At 60.2% G+C, this 22,035-nt stretch carries 22 protein-coding genes; 8 read left to right on the top strand and 14 right to left on the bottom strand.

The window, feature by feature from the left end:
- Window positions 1-161 precede the first annotated feature (161 nt).
- From I8E17_RS11975 to I8E17_RS11985, 3 genes are all read right to left on the bottom strand, one after another.
- A complete protein-coding gene (locus I8E17_RS11975) occupies window positions 162-2,528 on the bottom strand; it encodes a hypothetical protein (protein ID WP_069611727.1) in 2,367 nt (788 codons plus the stop codon).
- Between the two features lie 61 nt (window positions 2,529-2,589).
- Window positions 2,590-3,885, bottom strand: coding sequence for an adenylosuccinate synthase (locus I8E17_RS11980; RefSeq protein WP_069611728.1), 1,296 nt, complete (start codon window positions 3,883-3,885; stop codon window positions 2,590-2,592).
- Between the two features lie 268 nt (window positions 3,886-4,153).
- Window positions 4,154-5,011, bottom strand: coding sequence for a GNAT family N-acetyltransferase (locus I8E17_RS11985; protein ID WP_069611729.1), 858 nt, complete (start codon window positions 5,009-5,011; stop codon window positions 4,154-4,156).
- A gap of 327 nt (window positions 5,012-5,338) precedes the next feature.
- On the opposite strand from I8E17_RS11985, the gene I8E17_RS11990 reads away from it, so the two are divergent.
- From I8E17_RS11990 to I8E17_RS12000, 3 genes are read left to right on the top strand one after another with little or no spacing between them, the layout of a single operon-like run.
- Window positions 5,339-6,661 (top strand): UDP-glucose/GDP-mannose dehydrogenase family protein, encoded by a 1,323-nt coding sequence (locus I8E17_RS11990; protein WP_069611730.1) that lies wholly within the window; start codon window positions 5,339-5,341, stop codon window positions 6,659-6,661.
- Between the two features lie 13 nt (window positions 6,662-6,674).
- Entirely contained in the window at window positions 6,675-7,679 is a 1,005-nt protein-coding gene (locus tag I8E17_RS11995) for an NAD-dependent epimerase (RefSeq protein ID WP_069611731.1), read from the top strand.
- A gap of 4 nt (window positions 7,680-7,683) precedes the next feature.
- On the top strand, window positions 7,684-8,457 hold the full coding sequence (locus tag I8E17_RS12000) for an alpha/beta hydrolase (protein ID WP_069611732.1): 774 nt from the start codon (window positions 7,684-7,686) through the stop codon (window positions 8,455-8,457).
- A gap of 74 nt (window positions 8,458-8,531) precedes the next feature.
- Here the strand turns inward: I8E17_RS12000 and I8E17_RS12005 are convergent, their stop codons facing one another.
- The 5 genes from I8E17_RS12005 to I8E17_RS12025 all read right to left on the bottom strand — a co-directional run bounded on the left by I8E17_RS12005 (window position 8,532) and on the right by I8E17_RS12025 (window position 11,963).
- Window positions 8,532-9,071 carry a flavin reductase gene (locus I8E17_RS12005; RefSeq protein ID WP_069611733.1) on the bottom strand — a complete coding sequence of 180 codons (540 nt, stop codon included), beginning with the start codon at window positions 9,069-9,071 and terminating at the stop codon, window positions 8,532-8,534.
- A gap of 181 nt (window positions 9,072-9,252) precedes the next feature.
- Window positions 9,253-9,981, bottom strand: a complete 729-nt coding sequence (locus I8E17_RS12010; protein ID WP_069611734.1) for a class I SAM-dependent methyltransferase — start codon at window positions 9,979-9,981, stop codon at window positions 9,253-9,255.
- A gap of 128 nt (window positions 9,982-10,109) precedes the next feature.
- The gene (locus I8E17_RS12015; RefSeq protein WP_069611735.1) at window positions 10,110-10,616 is read right to left on the bottom strand and encodes a VOC family protein; all 507 of its coding nucleotides are present in this window, start codon (window positions 10,614-10,616) and stop codon (window positions 10,110-10,112) included.
- Window positions 10,616-11,005 carry a RidA family protein gene (locus I8E17_RS12020; RefSeq protein ID WP_069611736.1) on the bottom strand — a complete coding sequence of 130 codons (390 nt, stop codon included), beginning with the start codon at window positions 11,003-11,005 and terminating at the stop codon, window positions 10,616-10,618. The genes I8E17_RS12015 and I8E17_RS12020 overlap by 1 nt, the downstream gene beginning before the upstream one ends.
- Before the next feature lie 61 nt (window positions 11,006-11,066).
- Window positions 11,067-11,963 carry a DMT family transporter gene (locus I8E17_RS12025; RefSeq protein ID WP_069611737.1) on the bottom strand — a complete coding sequence of 299 codons (897 nt, stop codon included), beginning with the start codon at window positions 11,961-11,963 and terminating at the stop codon, window positions 11,067-11,069.
- A 247-nt stretch (window positions 11,964-12,210) separates the two neighbouring features.
- Between I8E17_RS12025 and I8E17_RS12030 the strand changes: the two genes are divergently transcribed.
- A complete protein-coding gene (locus I8E17_RS12030) occupies window positions 12,211-12,636 on the top strand; it encodes a hypothetical protein (protein WP_069611738.1) in 426 nt (141 codons plus the stop codon).
- 50 nt (window positions 12,637-12,686) lie between these two features.
- Here the strand turns inward: I8E17_RS12030 and I8E17_RS12035 are convergent, their stop codons facing one another.
- Together I8E17_RS12035 and I8E17_RS12040 are read right to left on the bottom strand one after the other, a co-directional pair.
- A complete protein-coding gene (locus I8E17_RS12035; RefSeq protein ID WP_069611739.1) occupies window positions 12,687-13,298 on the bottom strand; it encodes an alpha/beta hydrolase in 612 nt (203 codons plus the stop codon).
- A gap of 15 nt (window positions 13,299-13,313) precedes the next feature.
- Window positions 13,314-14,246, bottom strand: coding sequence for a VOC family protein (locus I8E17_RS12040; protein WP_069611740.1), 933 nt, complete (start codon window positions 14,244-14,246; stop codon window positions 13,314-13,316).
- A 223-nt stretch (window positions 14,247-14,469) separates the two neighbouring features.
- On the opposite strand from I8E17_RS12040, the gene I8E17_RS12045 reads away from it, so the two are divergent.
- Window positions 14,470-14,724, top strand: a complete 255-nt coding sequence (locus I8E17_RS12045; protein ID WP_069611741.1) for a type II toxin-antitoxin system Phd/YefM family antitoxin — start codon at window positions 14,470-14,472, stop codon at window positions 14,722-14,724.
- Window positions 14,724-15,134, top strand: a complete 411-nt coding sequence (locus I8E17_RS12050) for a type II toxin-antitoxin system VapC family toxin (protein WP_113366625.1) — start codon at window positions 14,724-14,726, stop codon at window positions 15,132-15,134. Before I8E17_RS12045 ends, I8E17_RS12050 begins: the two co-directional genes overlap by 1 nt.
- Here the strand turns inward: I8E17_RS12050 and ung are convergent.
- A complete protein-coding gene (ung, locus tag I8E17_RS12055) occupies window positions 15,128-15,829 on the bottom strand; it encodes a uracil-DNA glycosylase (RefSeq protein ID WP_069611743.1) in 702 nt (233 codons plus the stop codon). The two genes, I8E17_RS12050 and ung, sit on opposite strands and share 7 nt — an antisense overlap.
- 228 nt (window positions 15,830-16,057) lie before the next feature.
- Here ung and I8E17_RS12060 point away from each other — a divergent pair, with 228 nt between their 5' ends.
- Complete coding sequence (locus I8E17_RS12060; RefSeq protein ID WP_069611744.1) at window positions 16,058-16,597, top strand: AAA family ATPase; 540 nt, start codon at window positions 16,058-16,060, stop codon at window positions 16,595-16,597.
- Between the two features lie 12 nt (window positions 16,598-16,609).
- On the opposite strand, the gene I8E17_RS12065 is transcribed toward I8E17_RS12060, so the two are convergent.
- Both I8E17_RS12065 and I8E17_RS12070 read right to left on the bottom strand, forming a co-directional pair.
- Complete coding sequence (locus I8E17_RS12065) at window positions 16,610-19,057, bottom strand: FAD-dependent oxidoreductase (protein ID WP_069611745.1); 2,448 nt, start codon at window positions 19,055-19,057, stop codon at window positions 16,610-16,612.
- 9 nt (window positions 19,058-19,066) lie between these two features.
- On the bottom strand, window positions 19,067-19,945 hold the full coding sequence (locus I8E17_RS12070; protein ID WP_069611746.1) for a choline/ethanolamine kinase family protein: 879 nt from the start codon (window positions 19,943-19,945) through the stop codon (window positions 19,067-19,069).
- A 311-nt stretch (window positions 19,946-20,256) separates the two neighbouring features.
- Between I8E17_RS12070 and I8E17_RS12075 the strand changes: the two genes are divergently transcribed.
- Window positions 20,257-21,066, top strand: coding sequence for a DeoR/GlpR family DNA-binding transcription regulator (locus I8E17_RS12075; RefSeq protein WP_069611747.1), 810 nt, complete (start codon window positions 20,257-20,259; stop codon window positions 21,064-21,066).
- Window positions 21,067-21,082: 16 nt separating this feature from the next.
- Here the strand turns inward: I8E17_RS12075 and I8E17_RS12080 are convergent, their stop codons facing one another.
- The gene (locus I8E17_RS12080; protein WP_069611748.1) at window positions 21,083-21,964 is read right to left on the bottom strand and encodes a LysR substrate-binding domain-containing protein; all 882 of its coding nucleotides are present in this window, start codon (window positions 21,962-21,964) and stop codon (window positions 21,083-21,085) included.
- Between the last annotated feature and the right edge of the window lie 71 nt (window positions 21,965-22,035).

Below are 22,035 nucleotides of genomic sequence, written 5' to 3' on the forward strand. Positions count from 1 at the left end.
TTTCGGATCCCATTTCCGCGACTTTGATTCCGATCCGTTCTTCTTTCGATTCAGAGACGTTCCGTCAATTTCGGTCTTTGCGGATGGGTGTCAGGGGTTTGTCAGCAAACTGAAGGCGGGCCTGGAGCCCGCCTTTTGCATATCATCGATGCCCGGTTGGTTTACTGGCCGCTTGAGGCAACGCCGCCGAGAGCCTGCCACTCTGCAATCGCCTTGTTGAAGGCATCCGTACCGGTCGGCCCCTTTTCCATGGTCAGAAGCGCGCGACGGCCATTGCGATAGACCACCGGAATATCGATCCAGTTGCGGCTCTTCAAAAGATCGAGATTGGTCTTGCGTGCATCCGGAAAATCGTTGAGCGCGACCATGTAGACATCGTCGGTCACTTTGGCCGGTACCGCGATCAAAGCATCGCCGCGATCCTGCTCGGTCGCCTTCAACGCAACGCGCTGGACGTTATCGATCGCCCCGCCTTCGAAATTCGGCGGCACCTGGAAGGCAAGCTCGATCAGATGGCTAGCCGGAAGCGAGGAGTCCGAATTCCGCGATACCGTGATCGTCGCGGTCAAGCCGCGATCCGGGACAGTGATGAGACCCTGCACCGAAGGCTCAGGCCGGCCGTCAGACCCCTTGCCTTCCTGCAGTGACCAGGTGACCGTGCCCTGGAAAGCCGTGGGCGACGTCTGGCCGAGGCGCTCTTCGTAGAGGAAAACCTTCTGTCCATCGGTTGCCGGAGCGGTCTGCTGCGTCACGGGCGGCGGCTGGTTGGCGGTCGCCTGTTGTTGCTGGTTGGCAGCGGGTACCTGCTGATTCGTCGAGGCGGATGGTGTATTCGGCGCGGCAGTTGCAGGCGCCTGGGCCTGCGGAGCAGCGGTGCCGGCATTGTTGGCGGCCGGCGGCGTTGCCGCGGCGGCAGGTGCTGCAGAGGCAACATTCTGCTCGGCTACGGACTTGCCTTCCACGACGCCGGGCTGCCCGTTCGGAGCCGGCCCTTCGTCCTCTTCTGTGCCATTGGCCAGAAGACGCTGGGTGAATTTGGTATTGACCGTATTCGGGTCGCTGCCCAAAGCCGCAACATCCGTATTGCCGGCGCCTGCCGGCTGCTGAGCGGCCGTATTGGTCTGCTGCGGCGCAGCCGCCTGCCGGGCGGGAACTGCAGCGTTGCCGTTGCTCGGTGCATTGCTGCTTGCCGTATCCGAAGTCGCAGGTGTCGCCGCATTCTTCGGAGCGGAACTGACGAGCTTCGTCACCATGTTGTTGAGCGCATCGCGATTCAGCCAGGCTGCGTAACCGCCACCTCCCACGACTGCGAGGCCGACGAGCGTGACGATGATGCCGGTGACATTGATACGACGGCGCTTCGGCTCCATGCGGAAGCTGCGGCCCTGTAGCTTCGCTGCCATCGCCTGATCGAGATCGGGCGGAACAGCAGCGCCGCCGCCTCGTTCGTCTTCAGCACGCTTGTCGAAACCCGCAAGCTCCTTGAGCTCGCGCCAGCCGTCATTGGCAGCATCGGCCTCGGACGCCGTCTTCCTGGACGGATGCACATCCTCAAAGAGATCGACATCGTCGAAGGCATTTTCCGGCATCTGCCGAGCCGACTGCTGCGCCGGGTTAGGAGCAGCAGGTGCGGGCTGCATTTCCTCGAAGACATCCGCATCCCAGGCAAAGCCGGTGTTGGTGGCTGCTGCCTTCGCGTTGACAGGTCCCTCGACAGGCTGACCGAAGGGTGCTTCCGCAAAGGCTGCGGCCGGCATGACCGGCTCGTTGTGGCGGGAGACGGCCGGCTGGGACGCAGTATGGGAAGCCGGAGCATCCACCTCCGCCCAGATCTGCTCAACCTGGCTTATGACATCGTCAGCCGGCAGCGGCACGCGCGGCGCGGGGGCAGGCTCGGCAGCGACTGCCGGTGCCGCTTCTGGCTGGGGTTCGTTGCCTTCACCTTTCGGCTCTTCATGAGAAACCGGCTCAGGAGCCGGCTCCTCGTGAACTTCGGCATGGTGTTCGACGCCGGCATGTTCAGCGGCCGGAGCATAGGGCTCCTCTTCGTGATGCGGTTCCCGCCATTCCTCTACCGGCTGGTGCTCATGCGCATGATCCGGCTCGACAGGTGCGGCCGGCTCCTCATGGACATGCTGCTCGTGCTCGGCTTGCGCAACGCTGGGTTCTTCAGGGACGTGCGCCTCGGCGGGAGTTGGCGCAGGCTCTTCCGCGTGTACTTCCTCGGCCGCATGATGGTCCTGAACGGACTCGGCAGCAGCCTCTTCATGCGGCGCGGGCGCTTCGGCAATCGGCGGCTCCTCGCCGCCCGGCAGGGCCTCGGCATGTTCGGCCTCGACCTCGACGATCGCGGCCTCGAGCTTGTCGAGCTGGCGGCGCAGCATTTCCTCAGGCGGGCGCGGCTTCATGCTCTCGAGCTGCCGTTGCACGGCACCGCGAGCTCGATCGTAAACCTTGACCCGCATCTCGGGAGTATTGTCCGTCAGGCCGTCAACGGCCCGTCGAATAACTGCTACAAAATCCGCCATCAGTACTTTCTCATGATGCCCGGTGTGCAGCCGGGCCGGGATTCGTCATAGATACGCAACTTTAGCCCTCAAAGGGGTCAGTCACAAGTATGGTGTCCTCGCGCTCCGGGCTGGTCGAAAGCAGAGCCACCGGCGCACCGATCAGCTCTTCCACCTGACGCACATATTTGATCGCCTGCGCCGGCAGATCGGCCCACTTACGAGCGCCGACGGTCGATTCCTTCCAGCCCTCGAGCGTGATGTAGATCGGCTCAACGCGGGCCTGCGCTGCCTGGCTTGCCGGCAGGTAATCGATTTCCTTGCCGTCGAGCTTGTAGCCGACGCAGATCTTCAGCTCGTCCAAGCCATCGAGAACGTCGAGCTTGGTGAGCGCGATCCCCGTGATCCCCGAGGTCTTCACCGTCTGGCGTACCAGCACGGCGTCGAACCAGCCGCAACGGCGCGGACGGCCGGTATTGACGCCCACTTCGCGACCGACCGTCGACAGGTGTTTGCCGATCTCGTCATGCAATTCGCAGGGGAACGGCCCCTCGCCGACGCGGGTCGTATAGGCCTTGGTGATGCCAAGCACATAGCCGAGCGCCGTCGGACCGAGGCCCGAACCGGCGGCCGCCTGGCCGGCAACCGTGTTGGACGAGGTCACGAAGGGATAGGTGCCGTGGTCATTGTCCAGCAATGCACCCTGCGCACCTTCGAAGAGGATGCGGGCGCCGGCCTTGCGCTGCTCGTCGAGCAGGCGCCAGACCTGGTCGATATAGGGAAGTATATGCTCGGCAACGGAGCTCAGCTCGTTGTGCAAGGCGTCGAAGGAGATTTCATCGACGCCCATGCCGCGGCGCAGCGCATTGTGATGCGTCAGCAGCCGGTCGATCTTGGCCGGCAGCGTTTCCGGCTCGGCAAGGTCGATGACGCGAATGGCGCGGCGACCGACCTTGTCCTCATAGGCCGGGCCGATGCCGCGGCGCGTGGTGCCGATCTTCGTGCCGCTATTGGAAGCGGCATCTTCGCGCATGGCATCCAGATCGCGATGCAGCGACAGGATCAAGGGCGCATTCTCGGCGATGCGAAGCACATCAGGCGTAACGGCAACGCCCTGGGCGCGCAGCTTTTCCACTTCGGCGACGAAGTGATGAGGATCGACCACGACCCCGTTGCCGATGACGCTGAGCTTGCCGCGCACCAGGCCGGAAGGCAAAAGCGCGAGCTTGTAGCTGACGCCATCGACGACAAGCGTATGACCGGCATTATGGCCGCCCTGAAAGCGTACAATCACATCGGCGCGTTCCGAAAGCCAGTCGACAATCTTGCCCTTGCCTTCGTCACCCCATTGCGAGCCGATCACTACAACATTCGTCATTTATCCATTCCCGCTTCCTGCGCGCGGCGGCGCGCCTTGCTCAAACCCGCGCATCTATAAAGCTTTGTTTTTGGGAAAGCGACCCTGTTGTCTCAGGAGATTCGGCTTTTTGCATGACGAATCAGCGCCTCCAACAGGAATTTTCCCCTGTCGCAGTTCCGAAGGCCTTTCAACACCCCTCTCAGGAGGCGATCCTCGCTCATCAAAAACCGGTTTGCCACCAGGACAACGCCATCGTCCGGCCCATGCGGCACTGGATCAAGAGCAGCTAACCAAGCTCGAGCGTTGTGACACCGAACACGCGATCGAGCGGGATTTCCGGCGCCTTGCCGCGATACATGCGCGCCGTCTCGAACACCGGAGACAGACCGCACTCTTCCGCAAGGCGGATCGCCTGGATATTATCGACCGGCACGTCAAGATAGACGGGCTGCCCATTGGTCTTGGCGAGCAGCTTGCTCATCAATGCCAGCGCGACCTCCGGCTTGTTGGCAAATAATGGACCGATCTTGTAACCCTCGAAACAGCGGCGGATCGTGCCATAACCGCGAACCCTGCTACCGCCGCCGACGATGAAGGATGCACGCCTTTGGGGAGCACCGCACCAGGCCCGGATGAAGGAATGTCGCAAGCCGGGGAAAATTTCCGCATCATAATGCACCAGCGCTTCGAGCTTGCCGTCCGCGACCGGCACCACCTGCCTTGCCTGTTGTTCGCCCACCTCAGGCACTTTGGGGATGCCGCCATAGCGGAGCGTCCGATAGGCCATCTCAAAACCGTGCCGCCGGTAGTTTTCCTGCTGCGCGACGACCCCATCCAGCCCGACAATGCGATTGCCGGCAAGCATCATGCCCTTGTTCCAGAGCTGCTTGCCGTATCCCCGCCCACGCAACTCCGGATGCAGTATGTAAAGGCCAAGAAAAGCGAAAGCCTCACCATAACGAACGACGGATATGCAACCGACAGGCACCTCGCCGATGGCGCCGATGAGAAAGCCGGCAGGGTCTGCCTCCCAGAAGGCGAGCGCATCGTCAATACCGGGATTCCATCCTTCTTGCCGAGCCCATTCCAGAGCAAGCTCCAGCTCGCCAGCCCGCATTGTCCGCACGGCAAAAGTCGATTTCATACAATAGTCCCGAACCGCCCACTACACCGCCGCCCCTGTGGAACGACCGCGCCCAAATTCATCATGTGACAACATGCTGCCAATCACAAGCAACGGGAGGATAAGCTTAAAGTGCAAAGGCTTCGTTTCACTTGGAAAGCAAGGCGATCACGCGAATAGGACGGCAGGAAATCAACCAAGCTTTTGTGACACTTCTGTCGCAATCCTACTAAACCCGGCATCGCATATAGGCGTCACCTGCGATCCTGTGTATAAGCGCAGACAATCGCCCATGCCGCCTTTGCGTTTTTATGCGAAGCCCGGCGCCAGCAAAAGGATTGAAATTTCATGCGCATCACGATGATCGGCTCGGGTTATGTGGGGCTTGTGTCAGGTGTTTGCTTTGCCGATTTCGGCCATGATGTCATTTGCGTCGACAAGGACACGAGCAAGATCGAGGCACTGCGGCGCGGCGAAATACCGATCTTCGAGCCGGGCCTGGAGCAGCTGGTGGCAGACAATGTCCGCGCCGGACGTCTCTCGTTCACGACGGAAGTGGAGGCGAGCGTTGCTGCAAGCGACGTCGTCTTCATCGCGGTCGGCACCCCTTCGCGGCGCGGCGACGGCCATGCCGACCTTTCCTACGTCCATGCCGCCGCCCGCGAGATCGCCGAGCACGTGAAAGGCTTCACGGTCATCGTCACCAAATCGACCGTACCGGTCGGCACCGGCGACGAAGTGGAGCGCATCGTGCGCGAAACCAATCCGCAAGCAGATGTCGCCATCGTCTCCAATCCGGAATTCCTGCGCGAAGGTGCCGCCATCGAGGATTTCAAGCGTCCCGACCGCATTGTCATCGGCCTCAATGACGAGCGCGCCCGCGGCGTCATGACCGAAGTCTACCGGCCGCTCTATCTCAACCAGGCACCGCTGCTCTTCACCTCCCGCCGCACGTCCGAGCTGATCAAATACGCGGCCAACGCCTTCCTCGCCATGAAGATCACCTTCATCAACGAGATGGCCGATCTCTGCGAAAAGGTCGGCGCCAATGTGCAAGAGGTCTCGCGCGGCATCGGCCTCGACGGCCGCATCGGCCCGAAGTTCCTGCACGCCGGACCGGGTTACGGCGGCTCGTGTTTCCCGAAGGATACGCTGGCGCTTGCCAAGACGGCGCAGGATTACGATAGCCCCGTGCGCCTGATCGAAACCACCGTGTCGATCAACGACAACCGCAAGCGCGCCATGGGCCGCAAGGTAATCGCGGCCATGGGCGGCGATATCAGGGGCAAAGCGATCGCGGTCCTCGGCCTGACCTTCAAGCCGAACACCGACGATATGCGCGACAGCCCGGCGATCTCGATCATCCAGACACTGCAGGATGCCGGCGCCACGGTCACCGGTTACGACCCCGAAGGCATGGACAACGCACGCCTGGTCATCGACAACATTGCCTATGCCGAGGATGCCTACAGCGCCGCGCGCGATGCTGACGCGCTCGTCATCGTGACGGAATGGAACCAGTTTCGCGCGCTGGATTTTGCCCGGCTGAAATCCATCATGAAGGCACCTGTTCTCGTCGACCTCAGAAACATCTACCGCCATGACGAGGTCACAAAGCACGGCTTCGCCTATACGAGTGTCGGCAGACCTTCCAGCGACGCAACATTGTAAGTAGGGCGGGATTATGCGTTATCTCATCACCGGCACTGCCGGCTTCATCGGATTCCACCTTGCCAAGCGCCTGCTCGACGAGGGCCATTTTGTCGTCGGCTTCGACGGGATGACGCCCTATTACGATGTCAGGCTCAAGGAGAAGCGCACCGCCATCCTCGCGCGTTCCAACGGTTTCAAGGCCGTAACAGGCATGCTGGAGGACAAGGCGGCGCTGGATCATGCCGCCGAACTCGCCGAGCCCGACGTGATCGTCCACCTCGCCGCCCAGGCGGGTGTCCGCTACAGCCTCGAAAATCCGCGTTCCTACGTCGATTCCAACCTTGTCGGTTCGTTCAACATTCTGGAACTGGCAAGAAACCTGCAGCCGAAGCACCTGCTGTTGGCATCGACCTCTTCCGTCTACGGCGCCAACGAGAAGATCCCCTTTGCCGAAAGCGACAAGGCCGACGAGCAGATGACGATCTATGCGGCGACCAAGAAGAGCATGGAGCTGATGGCGCACAGCTACGCCCATCTCTTCAACGTGCCGACGACCGTTTTCCGTTTCTTCACGGTCTACGGCCCCTGGGGCCGTCCGGACATGGCGCTGTTCAAATTCGTCGACGCCATCAGGAACGACAGGCCGATCGAGATTTACGGCGAAGGCAAGATGAGCCGTGATTTCACCTATATCGACGATCTCGTCGAAGGCATCGTACGCCTCATCGGCGTCGTGCCGTCGGAGGAAAACCGCGTGGTGTCGGAAACGGTTATCGATACGCTGTCGAAGAATGCCCCTTTCCGGATCGTGAATATCGGCGGCGGCCAGCCTGTCGGGCTGATGACATTCGTCGAGACGATCGAGACGATGCTCGGCAAGAAGGCGATCCGCAAGATGCTGCCGATGCAGCCCGGAGACGTCCACAACACCTATGCGGTGCCGGATCTCTTGGTGGCGCTGACGGGATTCAAGCCGCAGATCGAAGTCGATGAAGGCGTAAAGCGCTTCGTCGAGTGGTATCAGGAAAATTACTGACCAAATGGCAGAGATCGCTGAAACGGACCATTGGATCGAGAGCTCCGGCGGGCGCCTCTATGCCAAATCATGGACGCCAACCGTCCTGAGATCGCTGCAACCGATCATCCTGTTTCACGATTCTCTCGGATGCGTCAGGCTCTGGCGGGATTTCCCGGAACAACTCGCCCATTCCCTTGGTCGCCGGGTCATCGCCTATGATCGGCTGGGCTTTGGCCGGTCCGATGCTCGCGACGATCTTCTGACACAGGATTTTATTGCATCGGAGGCCGAGCGTTTCGTACCGCTTCTTTGCGAGCAATTGTCCATTCGAGACTTCGTCGCCTGCGGGCACAGCGTCGGGGGCGGCATGGCGGTGGAGGCGGGGGCAAGATTTGGCGAAAGCTGCCACGCCGTGATCACCATCGCCGCCCAGGCTTTTGTGGAGGAAAAGACCCTTCAGGGCATCAGGATCGCGCAGCAGGAATTCAAATCGGCCGAAACCTTCGCCCGGCTTGCCAAATATCACGGCAGCAAGGCCGACTGGGTACTGCACGCCTGGATCGACACCTGGCTCGCTCCGGAACGCGCCGGTTGGGTCCTCAATCCGGCACTTGAAAGGCTTCATTGTCCTGTGCTCGCCATTCATGGAGACCGCGACGAATATGGCTCCGAAGCCCATCCGTGCCGCATCGCGGCAGGGCGTGGTCCGGTCTATATCATGCCGGATACCGGGCATGTGCCGCACCGAGAGCATCCTGCTCTGGTGTTAAAGGCGATCGAAGACTTTCTGGCGTGAACGGACCTGTTCGCCGCAAGACGACGAAGACCTTGGCAGCATGGATAATTTCGGAAAAGGCTTGGACAACTAGCCTATTCAGCCTGACCCGCAGGATGATAGGCCCGGTCGAAATAGATAAGCCCCTGTCCCTCGTCACGTTGACGGATGGCATCGACTTCGCAGAGCAGGATGTCATGCGTACCACCATCGGCCTGACGGACGATGCGACAATCGAACGAGACAAGAGCATCTTCCAGCACCGGAGCGCCGGTCGAGAGTTCCGACCATGCGGCCGCAGCAAAGCGTTCGGCAACCGGGGTCTTGCCGCCGAAAAGCCGCGACAGATCCTGATGTGCTTCCGATAGCACATTGACACAGACCACGCCGTTTTGCGTGACGGCGGGATGAACGGAAGCGCCGCGATTGAGGCAAACGAGCAAGGTCGGGGGGCTGTCCGTGACGCTGCAGACGGCGGTTGCGGCAAAGCCGGCAAGCCCCGCGGGACCATTGGTCGTGACGATGTTCACCGCCGCCGCCATCCGCGCCATGGCATTGCGAAACTCGGTGCGCGCAATGTCGGGATCGGCGACAGGCACCGCCTTCTCAATTGCCACGGAGGTTTTCATGTTCATCGCACTCTTCCCTAAATCGCGCCGACAACCTCACATTATCGACGGGAAGGATGTCCCTCAAGAAACGACATTTTGCGGAAGTAGTCCTCTGCGAGCAATTAATTTTCTATAAAATCTATCAACAAAAAGAAAAAGAGATCGGCTCAGCCTTCCGAACCGCTACGGCATGCTGAAGCATGCCTCAGGTCCGGGTGGAGATCAGGAGAAACATCGGCCGCTCGCGCTCGATTGCCCAATCGGGATGCGCGGCGAGATCGTCATCACTGGGCGACCACTCTTCGACATGGGCGATGATGAAGCCGGACTTGATCAGAAGGTTGAGCGTCGTGCCCATCGTACGATGCTGCTTGATGACGCCCTCGGCGAGCCAGTTCGTCGCCCGCGGTCCCTCGATCTGATAGGCGCTGAGCGGCCAGATCTTGCCACCCTCGGTATCATCGAGCCATTCCGGCCGTCGCGGCGCCATATAGATTGGATGCTCGATCGAAAAGATCAGACGCCCGCCCGGTTTGAGTGCTTGACGGATGGTCGCCAGAAGGCCGGCGAAATCCTCGATATAGTGGAAAGCGAGCGAGCTGTAGACGAGATCGAAGCTCGCCTTGGGAAGCTGAAGTTTCTCGAGATCGGCGCGATCATAGCGAACCCGCGCATCCGCCGTTTCCGTTCGCGCGCGTTCCAGCATTTTTTCCGAGACATCAAGCCCCAATACGCTGGCCGCTCCCTGCTCGGCGGCCCAGCGGCAGAACCATCCGAAACCACAGCCGAGATCCACGACGTCGAGGCCCTTCATATCCGGCATCAAGGCACGGATCGCCGGCCATTCGGCCGCACCCGCCAACCCGTTGATGGAACGCTGCAGGCGGCTATAGCCCTCGAAGAAGCCCGGATCGTCGTAGATATTTTGTGTCATATTTGTCTTCCATGCTTCTGCTTGCCCTGGAACTGGTCGTATCAGAGGTATAGCTCGTATCCTTTTCGCTTAGACCATAAGCAAGCCGACGAAAAGCCGATTGAAAAGGAGGTCCGGCCGGTGCCCGGTCAATCCGCCGGATTTGACCGCGATAGCCACTGCGAATAGGGCTTCACGCCGAAATCCGGATCGGCCGCCTCCTCAAGGACATGGATGAATTCGATCGAATGTCCGTCGGGATCCGAAAAATATTGCGAGACGGCCGGCATCCAACCGACAACGACCGGCTCATCTAGCGGCTCGCCATTGAAACCCTTCGGCTGAATGCCACGAGCCTTCAATGCGGCGGCGGAGCCGAGTACATCGGCAAGAGAGGTTCTGAACGCGATATGAAGGCGCATCTTGAGAGGGGAGCTGCCCGTTTCCCAAAGGCCGAGCATGCCCATGCGTTTATCGTCGATCCAAAGGAAGGCGACATTCCTGCTCTCGATGACCGTCCCGACCTCCAGCTTCAGGACGTCGCGATAGAAGGCGATGGAGCGCTGGAGATTGGCAACCGTCAGATGTGTCTCGTAAAGTCCCAGAATGCGGGGGATTGACGGATCGGCCGAATGCTCGGGATGACCGGCCGTCATCACATCACCTTCGCCGCCGTAACCTCGACCTCGACCAGAAACTCGGACCGCGTAAACCCGCCGACGATCAGCAGCGTAGAGACCGGCGCGGGATTTTGGACATAGCGATCACGCACGGCCATGTAGGCGGGAAAATCCTCGCGCGTTGTCACGAAACCGCCGATACGGATGACGTCGGCAAACCCCATGCCGGCCTCCTCGAGGATAGCACCGATCGCCTTGAAACACAGCTCGGCCTGGCCGGTAACGTCAGGCGGAATCCGATCGTCGACACCAATGCCGAGCTGACCGGACGTGACCAGCAGGCTGGCGCCCGGCGGCACCAGCAGGCCGTGATTGTAATTGCCGAAAGGGCGGCGGACGGATGCGGGATTGAAGACCTTTTTCATCGATTCCGACTCCTGATGACCGGAGCGATATCAGCATTTTGTGATGGAAGGAGCAAGTCGGTCAGTGGGCCGGAGGCAATGTCACCGCTCGATTCCGCCGTATTTCCAACAGGATATGCCCGAAAAGTGCCGCAAGCACGATCGGCCCGCCGATGAGTGTCGCCGTCGAAGGACGCTCGGCGAACACCATCCAGACCCACAGTGGCGTCAGCGGCACCTCAAGCGCCGTCAGCAGCGCCGCATCCGAGGCCGGCACTAGCCGCGAGCCGAATGTATAGAGGCTGAGGCCCATGGCGTTCTGAATGATGCCGAAGGCGATGATCAGACCGAGATCCTGACCGGAGATCGAAAGGGGCGAGGCGAACCAGAAGGTAATGGAGGAACACAGCCAGGCGGAAAGCGCCATCGCCGGCAGCATCGGGACATTGCGATGCTGGCGCATGACCACCGCAAGGGCGGCGACCGTCAGCGTCATGATGGCGGCGAGCCCCTTGCCGAGCCAGCTGCCGCCATCGCTCGCATGGCCGGAAAGCATGACGAGTACGCCGATAAAAGCAATGCCACTCGCAATCAGCGTCCGCAAATTCGGGCGCTCGCGGATGAAGAGGAAAGCGACGCCCGCGGTCACAAAGGGCACGGTTGCATAGATGACCATGGCATCGGCGACCGAGGTATAATAGATCGAGCCGATGCCGCTGATCATGGAGGCGGTGGAAAAGATCGTCGCCGCCAGCGAAGGACCACCCATGGAACGCAGGATGCGAAAAGCGTTGCGCCGCTCGATATAGAAGAACAATGCGAAAACGCCGAGACCGGAGACAATACCGCGGCAAAAGAGAATGGTCATGAGATCGGCATGGATCGCCCGCACGAATAGGCCGGAGGTCGACCAGGCGAGCGCCGATAGCGCCACATAAGTCACGCCCAGCCTGTATTGCTGCTGTTCCGCCAGCGTCACGATAGAAAATCCTCCACCCTATAGCGGCAGAGCATTAGCGGGCGGCAATGATACCTACAAGCAAAGCTTGCGTCGCTGCGTGTCGCGGACACCGGAAGATGGCAAGGGTTGCAGGAAGGCCACGCCCCTTCCGGCTGGCAACCGGGAGACGCCCACCTACCCATTGGTATTGGCTGGATCATATTGATCTTGAACATATTTGTGATCGCTCTACGGTTCTGGCGGTCCGCGTCGAAGGAGAATCAAATTGCGCCTGCTGTCGGCCACCTTGTTTGCGTGCGGCTGCGTCAGCCTGGTCGACGGTCCGCTATGGCCGCCGGCGCAAACCTATGTCGACAAGACGGTGCAATGCAGCCAGAGCAGCGACCCGGCGCGCTGCGAACATACACGCGATAGCTGGAAGGCCGATTACGAGGAAGCCATATCGGGCGGGTACCGAGCACAGAAACATGTCGCTTTATGCCTGAGCACAGGCTGCGATCAGGCAATCCAACCCGACAGGATGCTCGGCTGCGCCTGGCGCATGGTCATTGCCGAAACAAGGCATGCCCAACCGGACAGTATGGATTTTGCCAATCTCAACCGCTTCTGCGGAACGGACTATATCGACCAGAAGGGAAAACTCGCGGCAGCCTCTCAAGCGAAGGCGATGATGCGCCTGATCGGCAAATAGCAGGCTGCGCGGCAAAATCTCTGCCGCGCAGCCGGTGTTTTGCGCAGGTCCTAAGCGTAGGGCGCCAGGAAAGTGCGGATTGCCTCGATTTCGTTAGGCCTGATATCGTGGCCACCTGGATGCCATTCGAGCGTGACCTCGGCATTCTGCCGCGTAAAGTAATCGGCAAGCGCCTTGGTGACCGGAGCAGGTGCGATCGGATCGCGCTCGCCTGCGGTAATCAGCACGCGCTTGCCCTCCAGCTTTGCATTGTCCTTTGGCTGGAACGGGATCAGCGGATGCATCAGCACGGCCGCGTCGAAAAGATCGCCACGCTCGATCAGAACATTGGCAAGGATGTTCGCACCGTTGGAAAAGCCCAGACCAAGTACCTGCGATGCGCCGTATTCCGCCGCCAGCTCCGAGACATAGGTCGCCATCTTTTCCGTGGCGCGGGCAAGATCGGCCATGTCATAGACTCCCTCGCCCGTTCGGCGAAAGAAGCGCGCCGCGCCATATTCCGAGACATCGCCGCGCGGCGAGACGATGGTAGCGTCCGGCAATAGGCGGTTGGCGAAATCGAAGAACTGGTTTTCGTCGCCGCCGGTACCATGGAGGGTAAAGAAAATAGGCTTGCCGGGTGCACCGGCCTTCAGCCGGTGCACATAAGTCGTATCGGTCATGATGTCTCTCCTGGCTTAGCCTTCCAGCGGTTCGAGATGCTGCTCGATCAGCCCACGCAAATGCGCATGCTGTTCCGGCAGTTTCAGCGCCTCGCCGAGATGAGCCGTATCCTCGTCGCGGTCGAAGCCGGGTTCGTTGGTGGCGACTTCGAACAGCACGCCGCCCGGCGTGCGGAAATAAATCGCCCAGAAGTAGTCACGATCGATGACCGGCGTCACCTGATAGCCCGTATCCATCAACGCCTTGCGCACCTCGAGCTGCTTTGCGCGGTTCTCGACGGCAAACGCAACATGGTGGACAGAGCCGGCGCCCGGCAGCGCCCGATTGATATTCGGCATGGTTTCGAGGTCGACATAATCGGCGCCGTTGCCGCCGGGAATGGCAAGCCGCTTGATGCCGTCATGCGTATCGACGACTTCGTAGCCCATATACTTCAACAACTCGGCCGTTGCGCCTTCATCCCTGAGCCGCATGGCGACGGAGTGGAAGCCTCTGATGGCATGCTCGGCATCGATGCCACCATGCGTCCAGGGCTGACGCTTATCGTCCTTGACCTCGACAAGCGCGAAGCCATCGCCATCCGGGCCGGCAAAATGCAGGCGCTTCTGGCCGAAGGATTCGTCGGCCTTCAGGCCTTCGACACCGCGCTGGCCAAGCCGTTCAGTCCAGTAGCCGATGGAGCCTGCGGGAACGGAATAGACCGTATTCCCGACTTCGCCGGTACCCGGGCGACCGCGCGCCATCTTCGGGAACGGGAAGTAGGTCATGATCGTACCGGGCGTGCCGATCTCGTCACCATAGTAGAGGTGATAGACATCGGGAGCGTCGAAATTCACGGTCTTCTTGACCCGGCGAAGGCCGAGCGTATCGGTGAAGAACTTGTTGTTGGTCCGGGCGTCTTCCGCCATCGAGGTAACGTGGTGAAGACCTTTGATCTGGTTAAGCATCTTACACCCCTTGTCTCGCCTGCACCGGCAGGCGTTTCTCATGGGCAGAAGATGGTCTTGTCGGCCGTGTTTCGATAGCCCTCAATAGCCAAACGGATTGTCTTCAATGAGTGAACGATAAATTCTGATCGTTCACACCAAGGCCATGTCGCCTTCATGTCTTGATTCCAAACGGGAGCAGCATTACCTTTTAAGCTAGACAGTCTAGCTAGCGGGGGGTTCGATGAATTGGCCATTGCAGGATGCAAAGAATCAGTTTTCCAAAGTCGTACAGAAAGCACGTAGCGAAGGGCCGCAAATCGTCACCTTGCGCGGCGAACCCGCGGCGGTCGTTCTGTCTGCCGAAGACTATGATGCACTTCTGGCTGGCAAACCGAGCCTTGCCGATGATCTGCTGTCGGGGCCGGCTTGGGACGACGAAATAGCCGAAGCCGTATCTAAGCGAGATAAAACGCCAAGCCGGGATGTCCTTTTCTGATGTATCTCGTCGATACCAACGTCGTCTCGGAACTCCGGCGCGGCAATTCCCAAGCGATTGCGTGGCTGCGCTCGGTCGATCCCTCCACCATTTATCTGAGTGTCATCACACTCGGAGAGATCATGCGTGGGATTGCGCTCAAGCGAAAATCGGACCCGCGTACCGCAACACATCTGGAGGAATGGTTGCGCAAGCTCCGGCACGACCATCGCAATCGCATTCTTCCCATTACCGATCAGATTGCGGTCGAATGGGGGCGTATCGCGGCACAGCGACCGCGTGGTGACGCAGATGGGCTCATCGCGGCAACGGCGATCGTTCATGACCTTATCGTCGTCACTCGCAACATCGGCGATTTCGACGACACCGGCGCCTTAATCGTCAACCCCTGGGATCAGAAGCCTTACTGAGCTTCCGGATTGCTTGGCAGTGCCCAATCGATCGGATCCCGGCCATGCGCGACCAGATAGGCATTTGCCTTGGAGAAATGCCGGCAGCCGAGGAAGCCGTTATGGGCCGAGAGCGGCGACGGATGTGCCGCCTTCAGCACCAGGTGGCGCTCGGTGTCGACAAAAGCAGCCTTCTTCTGTGCGTAGGAGCCCCAGAGCATGAAGACGACGCCGTCGCATTCGTCGTTGACTCTGCGGATGACCGCATCGGTGAAGCGCTCCCAGCCCTTGCCCTGATGCGATGCTGCCTGGGATTCCTCGACGGTCAGCACGCTGTTCAGCAGCAGCACGCCCTGCTTTGCCCAACTTTCCAGAAAGCCGTGGCGAGCCGGCGGAATGCCGAGATCGGTTTCCAGTTCCTTATAGATATTGACCAGCGACGGCGGAATGCGCACGCCGGGACGCACGCTGAAGCAGAGCCCGTGCGCCTGGCCGAAACCGTGATAGGGATCCTGCCCGAGGATGACGACCTGCACCTCATCAAGCGGCGTCAGATCCAGCGCCCGGAAATACTCGCTGCCACGGGGAAAGATCACTTTCCCGCGCTGCTTTTCCTCGACAAGGAAAGATTTGAGCTGCTGCATGTAAGGGCTTTCGAACTCCTGCGACAGCGCCTCTTTCCAGCTCTCCTCAAGCTTGATGTTCGCTTCCGCCATCGTCTCGGGCCTCCGTCAGTTGTCAGCATGCCGATTGAGGATGAAAGAGCAGGCGTGTCAAGAAAATGGCTGGGGCTGGGATGGGGAGATCACAGGTTTTAAGATACCGCAGCCTGCCTCCGGGCTTATCTCGTAAATGACGTATAATAAGCAGCAGGACACGCAAGCGTTGACAAGGCCGCTCACTTCCGCCAATGGAAACCATCCCAATTTTCCGACCGGTGTCTTATGCTTCCCTTGCATTCCCTTGGCGAGCGCATCGTCGTGCTCGGCCCTTCCAATGCCGGAAAATCAACCCTGGCGGTCGCCCTTTCCAAGAAGTTGGGTTTTCCGGCGGTACATCTCGATCAGCTCCATCATCTGCCTCATACCGATTGGCAACAACGCCCTGAAGCGGAATTCGCTGCGCTTCACGACGCGGCAATTCTTGGCGACCAGTGGATCATGGAAGGCAACTATTCGCGCCTCATGCCACAGCGCTTCGCCCGCGCTACCGGCGCCATCCTCATCACTTCCAATCATTGGCTGCGCTTTTCCCGCTATCTCAAGCGGACCCTGATCAACCGCTCAGATCGAGCGGGACATCTCGAGGGCGCCAAGGACAGCATCAAATGGGAGATGATTCACTGGATACTCGTGAAGACCCGCAACAGCGGCGCGAAATACGCAAAAATCCTACAGGAATCCGGGTTGCCAACGGTAGAATGCCATACGGCGAAGGCTCTGAATAACCTTTATCGAGCCTGGGAACTGCCGAGCAGGCGATAGGCCTCATATTAATCACCCCTTGATCCGCACCATCTGCGGATCATAAAGCGGCTTCAGCGACACCTGGCACGGCACGCGGCTCTGCGCGACATCCAGCTCGTAACGCCCCGAAAGCACGAAATCCTCGGTCACCCCTATGGGATCGCGGACATAGCCATAGCCGATTGCCTTTCCGATCGTGTAGCCGTAGCCGCCGCTTGACAGCCAGCCGACGCGCTGCCCGTCTCGATAGATCGTCTCGCGACCGAGAAGCACGATTTCGGGATCGTCGGGCACGAAACAGGCGAGCATCTTCTTCACGCCCAAGGCCAGCTGCCGCTCGATTGCCTCGCGCCCACGGAATGCGATGTCCTTCTTCGTCTTCACCGCCCAGGCAAGCCCGGCTTCGACCGGCGTATGATCCGGCCCGATATCCGAGCCCCAGGCGCGATAGCCCTTCTCCAGGCGGCAGCTCTCGATAGCGCGATAGCCGGCATTGACGAGACCGTGCTCGCGCCCGGCCACCATCAGCACATCATAAACGGTAGCGGCATATTCCACCGGCACATGCAGCTCATAGCCAAGTTCGCCGACATAGGTGATGCGCAGCGCCCGTACCGGGCAGCCGGCGATACCGACGGTCTTCACCTTGCCGAAGGGGAATGCGGCGTTCGAAACGTCGGCCGAGGTCAGGGCCTGCAATATCGCGCGCGACTTCGGCCCCATCAGCGACAGCACGGAATAGGCGGAGGTGACATCCACCAGCTCCGCATGCATGTCGGATGGAATATTACGGGCGATCCAATCGAAATCATGGGTGGCGAAGCCGGTGCCTGTCGTGATGTAGAATTCGTTCTCGGCAATGCGGGCAACGGTGACGTCACATTCGATGCCGCCGCGATCGTTGAGCATCTGGGTATAGGTCAAGGCGCCGACAGGCTTGGCGACGTCGTTGGAAGCGATCCATGAGATCGCCGCCTCGGCATCCCTGCCCTTCAGCACGAATTTGGCGAAGGAGGTCTGGTCGAAAATGACGGCCGCTTCGCGCACCGCCTTATGCTCGCGGCCGACGGCATCGAACCAGTTCTGCCGTCCATACGTGTATTCGTCCTTCGGCTCCTCGCCGGCAAAAAGATCGGCAAACCAGTTCGGCCGCTCCCAGCCGAGCTTTTCGCCGAAGCAGGCACCCTGCGCCTTCAGCCGATCGTAGAGCGGCGACTTGCGGCAGGGCCGGCCGCTGGAATGCTCCTCGAAAGGCCAGGCCATCGTGTAGTGCTTGCCATAGGCCTCCAGCGTGCGCGTGCGCACCCAGTCAGTATCGAAATGCGGACGGCCGAAGCGCCTGATATCAACCGGCCAGAGATCGTAAGGTGGCTCGCCCTTGGCTACCCATTCGGCAAGCGCCATGCCGGCACCGCCGGCAGAGGCGATGCCGAAGGCGTTGAAGCCGGCGCCGACGAAGAAATTCCTCAGCTCCGGCGCCTCGCCGAGAATGAAATTGCCATCAGGCGTAAAGCTCTCCGGCCCACAAAGCAGCTGCTTGATGCCGGCGGTCTGCAGCGCCGGTACGCGCACCAGCGCCTGCTCCATGATCTGCTCAAAATGGTCGAAATTGCTGTCGAGCAAGGTGTAATGGAAATCCTTCGGGATGCCGTCGAGCGCCCAGGGGATGGGATTGGGCTCATACCCGCCCATGACAAGCCCGCCGACCTCCTCCTTGTAATAGGTCAGCCGGTCCGGATCGCGCAGCGTCGGCAGGTTGGAAGGCACGCCGAAGGATTCGGTGATGAGATACTGATGCTCGACGGAGACCAGCGGCACATTGACGCCGAAACGGGCGGCAAAGCTCCGCGTCCACTGCCCGGCGCAGACGACGACGCGCTCGCATTCTATGCGGCCTTTCTCGGTGATGACGGCACGGATCCGGCCCTTGTCCATCTCCAGATCGAGAACTTCGATATCCTCGAAGATCGACACACCGCTCATGCGGGCGCCCTTTGCCAGCGCCTGGGTGATGTCGGAGGGATTGGCCTGTCCGTCCGTCGGCAGGAAGGCGGCGCCGACGAGGTCGTCGACATCCATCAGCGGCCAGAGATCGAGCGCTTCCTGCGGCGTCAGCAGGTGCATTTGCAGGCCGAAGGATTGCGCCGTCGTCGCCTGCCGCTTCACTTCGGTCCAGCGCTCCTCGTTGCAGGCAAGCCGCAACCCCCCATTCATCTTCCAGCCGGTGGCAAGCCCAGTCTCGGCCTCGAGCTTCTTGTAGAGATCGACGGAGTAGCCGAGCATCTGCGTGATATTGGCGCTGGTGCGCAACTGGCCGACGAGGCCGGCGGCGTGGAAGGTCGTGCCCGAGGTCAGCTTCTTGCGCTCCAGAAGCACGGTATCGGTGAAGCCGAGCTTGCCGAGATGGTAGGCCGTCGAGCAGCCGATGATGCCGCCGCCGATGACGACGGTCTTTGCTGTAGCCGGCAGTTCCTTCATGACGTCACCTCAAGAATTGCAAAAATCCTGCCACGCGCTCTCGAAGCGCCTGAGATTTTCAGCTGTATAGGAAGAATAATCGAATTCGATGTCGGAATGGATTTCCGAAACCATGCTCCACATCGTCTCGCGCAGGAGCGAAGCACATTTCATCGCCTGATAGCGCCGGCGCAGATCATTGCTGACAGGAGCCTCGAAATAGGCCTCCAGCATCGCCTCTTCCTGCGTCTTGGAGAATTCATTGTTGGAGGCAAGGCCACCAAGATCGAAAAGCGGCGTGTTGAAGCCGGCATAATCCCAATCGATCAGCCAGAGCCGCTTGCCATCATCAAGGAAATTCGCCGCCAGCAGATCGTTGTGTCCGAAGGCGATTTCGAAAGGACCGGCTTCGCGTTCGAGCCGCTCGGCGATCTCAAGAAAGGAACACAGCCTCGGCTTGTGGCGACTGCCGCCAGCCTCCAGGAAAGCCGCATAGTCCCTGACCACATGAAAGACCCAGAAGATAGCCGCCGGTCCGCGAAAATGCCTGGCGACATCCCGATGACAGGACTGGACGAGCGGCACGACCCGGCTCATCGTGGCCGGCTCTCTTATATCATCGGCCGATAGCGGTCTTGCGTCGATATAGTCCAGCACCAGTATGCCGGGCTCGTGATGGATCACAGCAGGTGAAAGACCGGCTGCATGGGCCGCCCTGCTCGCGGCCACCTCGTTGGTGCGGCTGATGTGATGAACGGGAATGTCCGATCCAAGCCGCACGACGAAACGGCGACCATCATTGCCGACCAGATAGTTGCGATTGGTAATGCCGCCCACCAGCGGTTCGATGTCGATCGGGCCGCGCCAGATGCTGAGAGAATGTATCCTGTCTTCCGCCGTCGCAGTCATTCCCCCTCCGGTCCTGCTGCTGAGCATCTTTCCGATCTGAAAAGTTCCTCACAAACGTAAAGCTGTCAAGAACTTCCCCACAAAATGAAACGAATATTTGGCTTTTTGTGGAATTGAGGCGCCGTCTCCAATCGGATGAGCTATGGATATCCCAAAGACTGCGCTTCACCGTAGGTGAGATTTGTCTTAAAAACTCAGGCGCGAAGCAACCAGATTGAGGTTGCGTGCATTAATGCCTCCGGCGGCAACGGAACCGGCCAGTCGAAAGCCACGCAAGTTTGGGATCAATACCTATAACAGGATCAGGAACCATGTCGGGCATATCCCAGCCACCGCTTCACTCCAATCATCGCGAGCGCGAAATACTGGAAGAGCTGCGTCTGGCAGGCGGCGCAAGCCGCATTCAGTTTCTGGCCGAACGGCTCGGCGTTTCAGAGGAAACCATCCGCCGCAACATCCGCAGCCTGGAGGCCAACGGCCTTGTGACCAAGGTGCATGGCGGGGTCCATATCAAGGACTCGATGATCGAGCCGCCGTTGCATCTGCGCATGAACGAGAATGCCGAGGCCAAGCGGATGATTGCCGCCTCGGTCGCCGCGATGATCGAGGATGGTGATGCGCTCTTCCTCGATGTCGGTTCCACCACCGCCTTCATCGCCGTCGCGTTGCAGAAGCATCAGAACCTTTTCGTCGTCACCAATGCGGTCGCTGTCGCCCATGCGCTCGCGACCCGCAATGGCAATCGCGTCTTCTTCGCCGGCGGCGAACTACGTGGTCACGATGGCGGCACCTTCGGCATGGAAGCCGCCAATTTCCTGCGCCGCTTCAATGTACGCCACGCCATCCTCTCGGTGGGCGCCATCAACGCGGCCTCGGGCTTCATGCTGCATGATCTGGAAGAAGCGGAATATTCGCGGGAGGCTGCTAGCCGCGCCGAAAACCGCATCGTCGTTGCCGACAGCGCCAAGTTCGGGCGCAGCGCGCCGATCGTTCTGAGTGAACCGGAAAACTTCAACGTTCTGGTTACGGACGAACAACCGCCCACGGACATTCGCGCCATGCTGGAGCGCAACCAAATTGAGCTCGTCATCGCCAACCGACAACGGGATGAGCGGCGATAGCGAGTTCGCCGGGTTCTCAGCCCTTGCACATCGCCTCAAGCGTCTGCGCGGCTTTGCTCGCATGCCGCTCCTTGTGGCGCAGCAGGCGGAAGCCGCGAGCGGGCAGATCGAATTTTGCCTGAACCAGCAATCCCTGCCCGAGATAGGCTTTGGCCGCAGCACTGGAAACGGCGGCAGCACTTTGCCCGGCGCAGACTGCGGACAGCACAGCCTCATTCGAGGGGAGGACCAGCGCCACCTTGAGGGCTTGCGGCGAAGCCCCGAGCTTGGCAACCGCATTCTCGAATTCGGAACGCGTACCCGAGCCCTCCTCCCGCATCACCCAGGAGGTGTCCGTTGCAAGATCGGCCGCCGACAATCGCCGGCCGTCAGCCCACGGATGATGCGGTGGCACGACGATGACGAGCGCATCCTGTGCAACCATCTTCATCGACAGCATCGGGGCATCCACTTCGCCCTCGATGAAACCCAGCTCGGCCGCACCGTCAATAACGGCTTCGGTTACGGTTCGCGTATTGCCGATCGTAAGATCGAGTTCGATGCCGGGATAGTCGCTTTGAAAGCGCATCAGCAGGGGCGGCAGCCAGTAGCTGGCGATGGTCTGGCTGGCATAGAGGCTGAGCCGGCCGCGCTGCAATCCGCCGAGTTCGGACAGCATCAGTTCCGCCGAGCGCACGCGTGCGAGTGTCGCTCTTGCTTCTCCCAGGAAGGAACGACCGGTTTCCGTCAGCTCGATCCGCCGCCCGACGCGATGAAACAGCTCGACGCCGTAGTAGGCTTCGAGATTCTTGATCGCCGAGCTGACGGCGGATGGCGTCAAATGGATCGCTTCGGCGGCATTGGTCAAGTGCTCTCGCTCCGCGACGGCGACGAAAATGGCAAGCTGTTCGAAGGTCATGGGAAATCATTCTAATTTATCGAATGAAACATAGGATAATATTCGATGGATGTCGACATCGGCAGATGAGA

Source organism: Rhizobium sp. AB2/73, assembly GCF_020871915.1.
Taxonomy (GTDB): domain Bacteria; phylum Pseudomonadota; class Alphaproteobacteria; order Rhizobiales; family Rhizobiaceae; genus Rhizobium; species Rhizobium dioscoreae.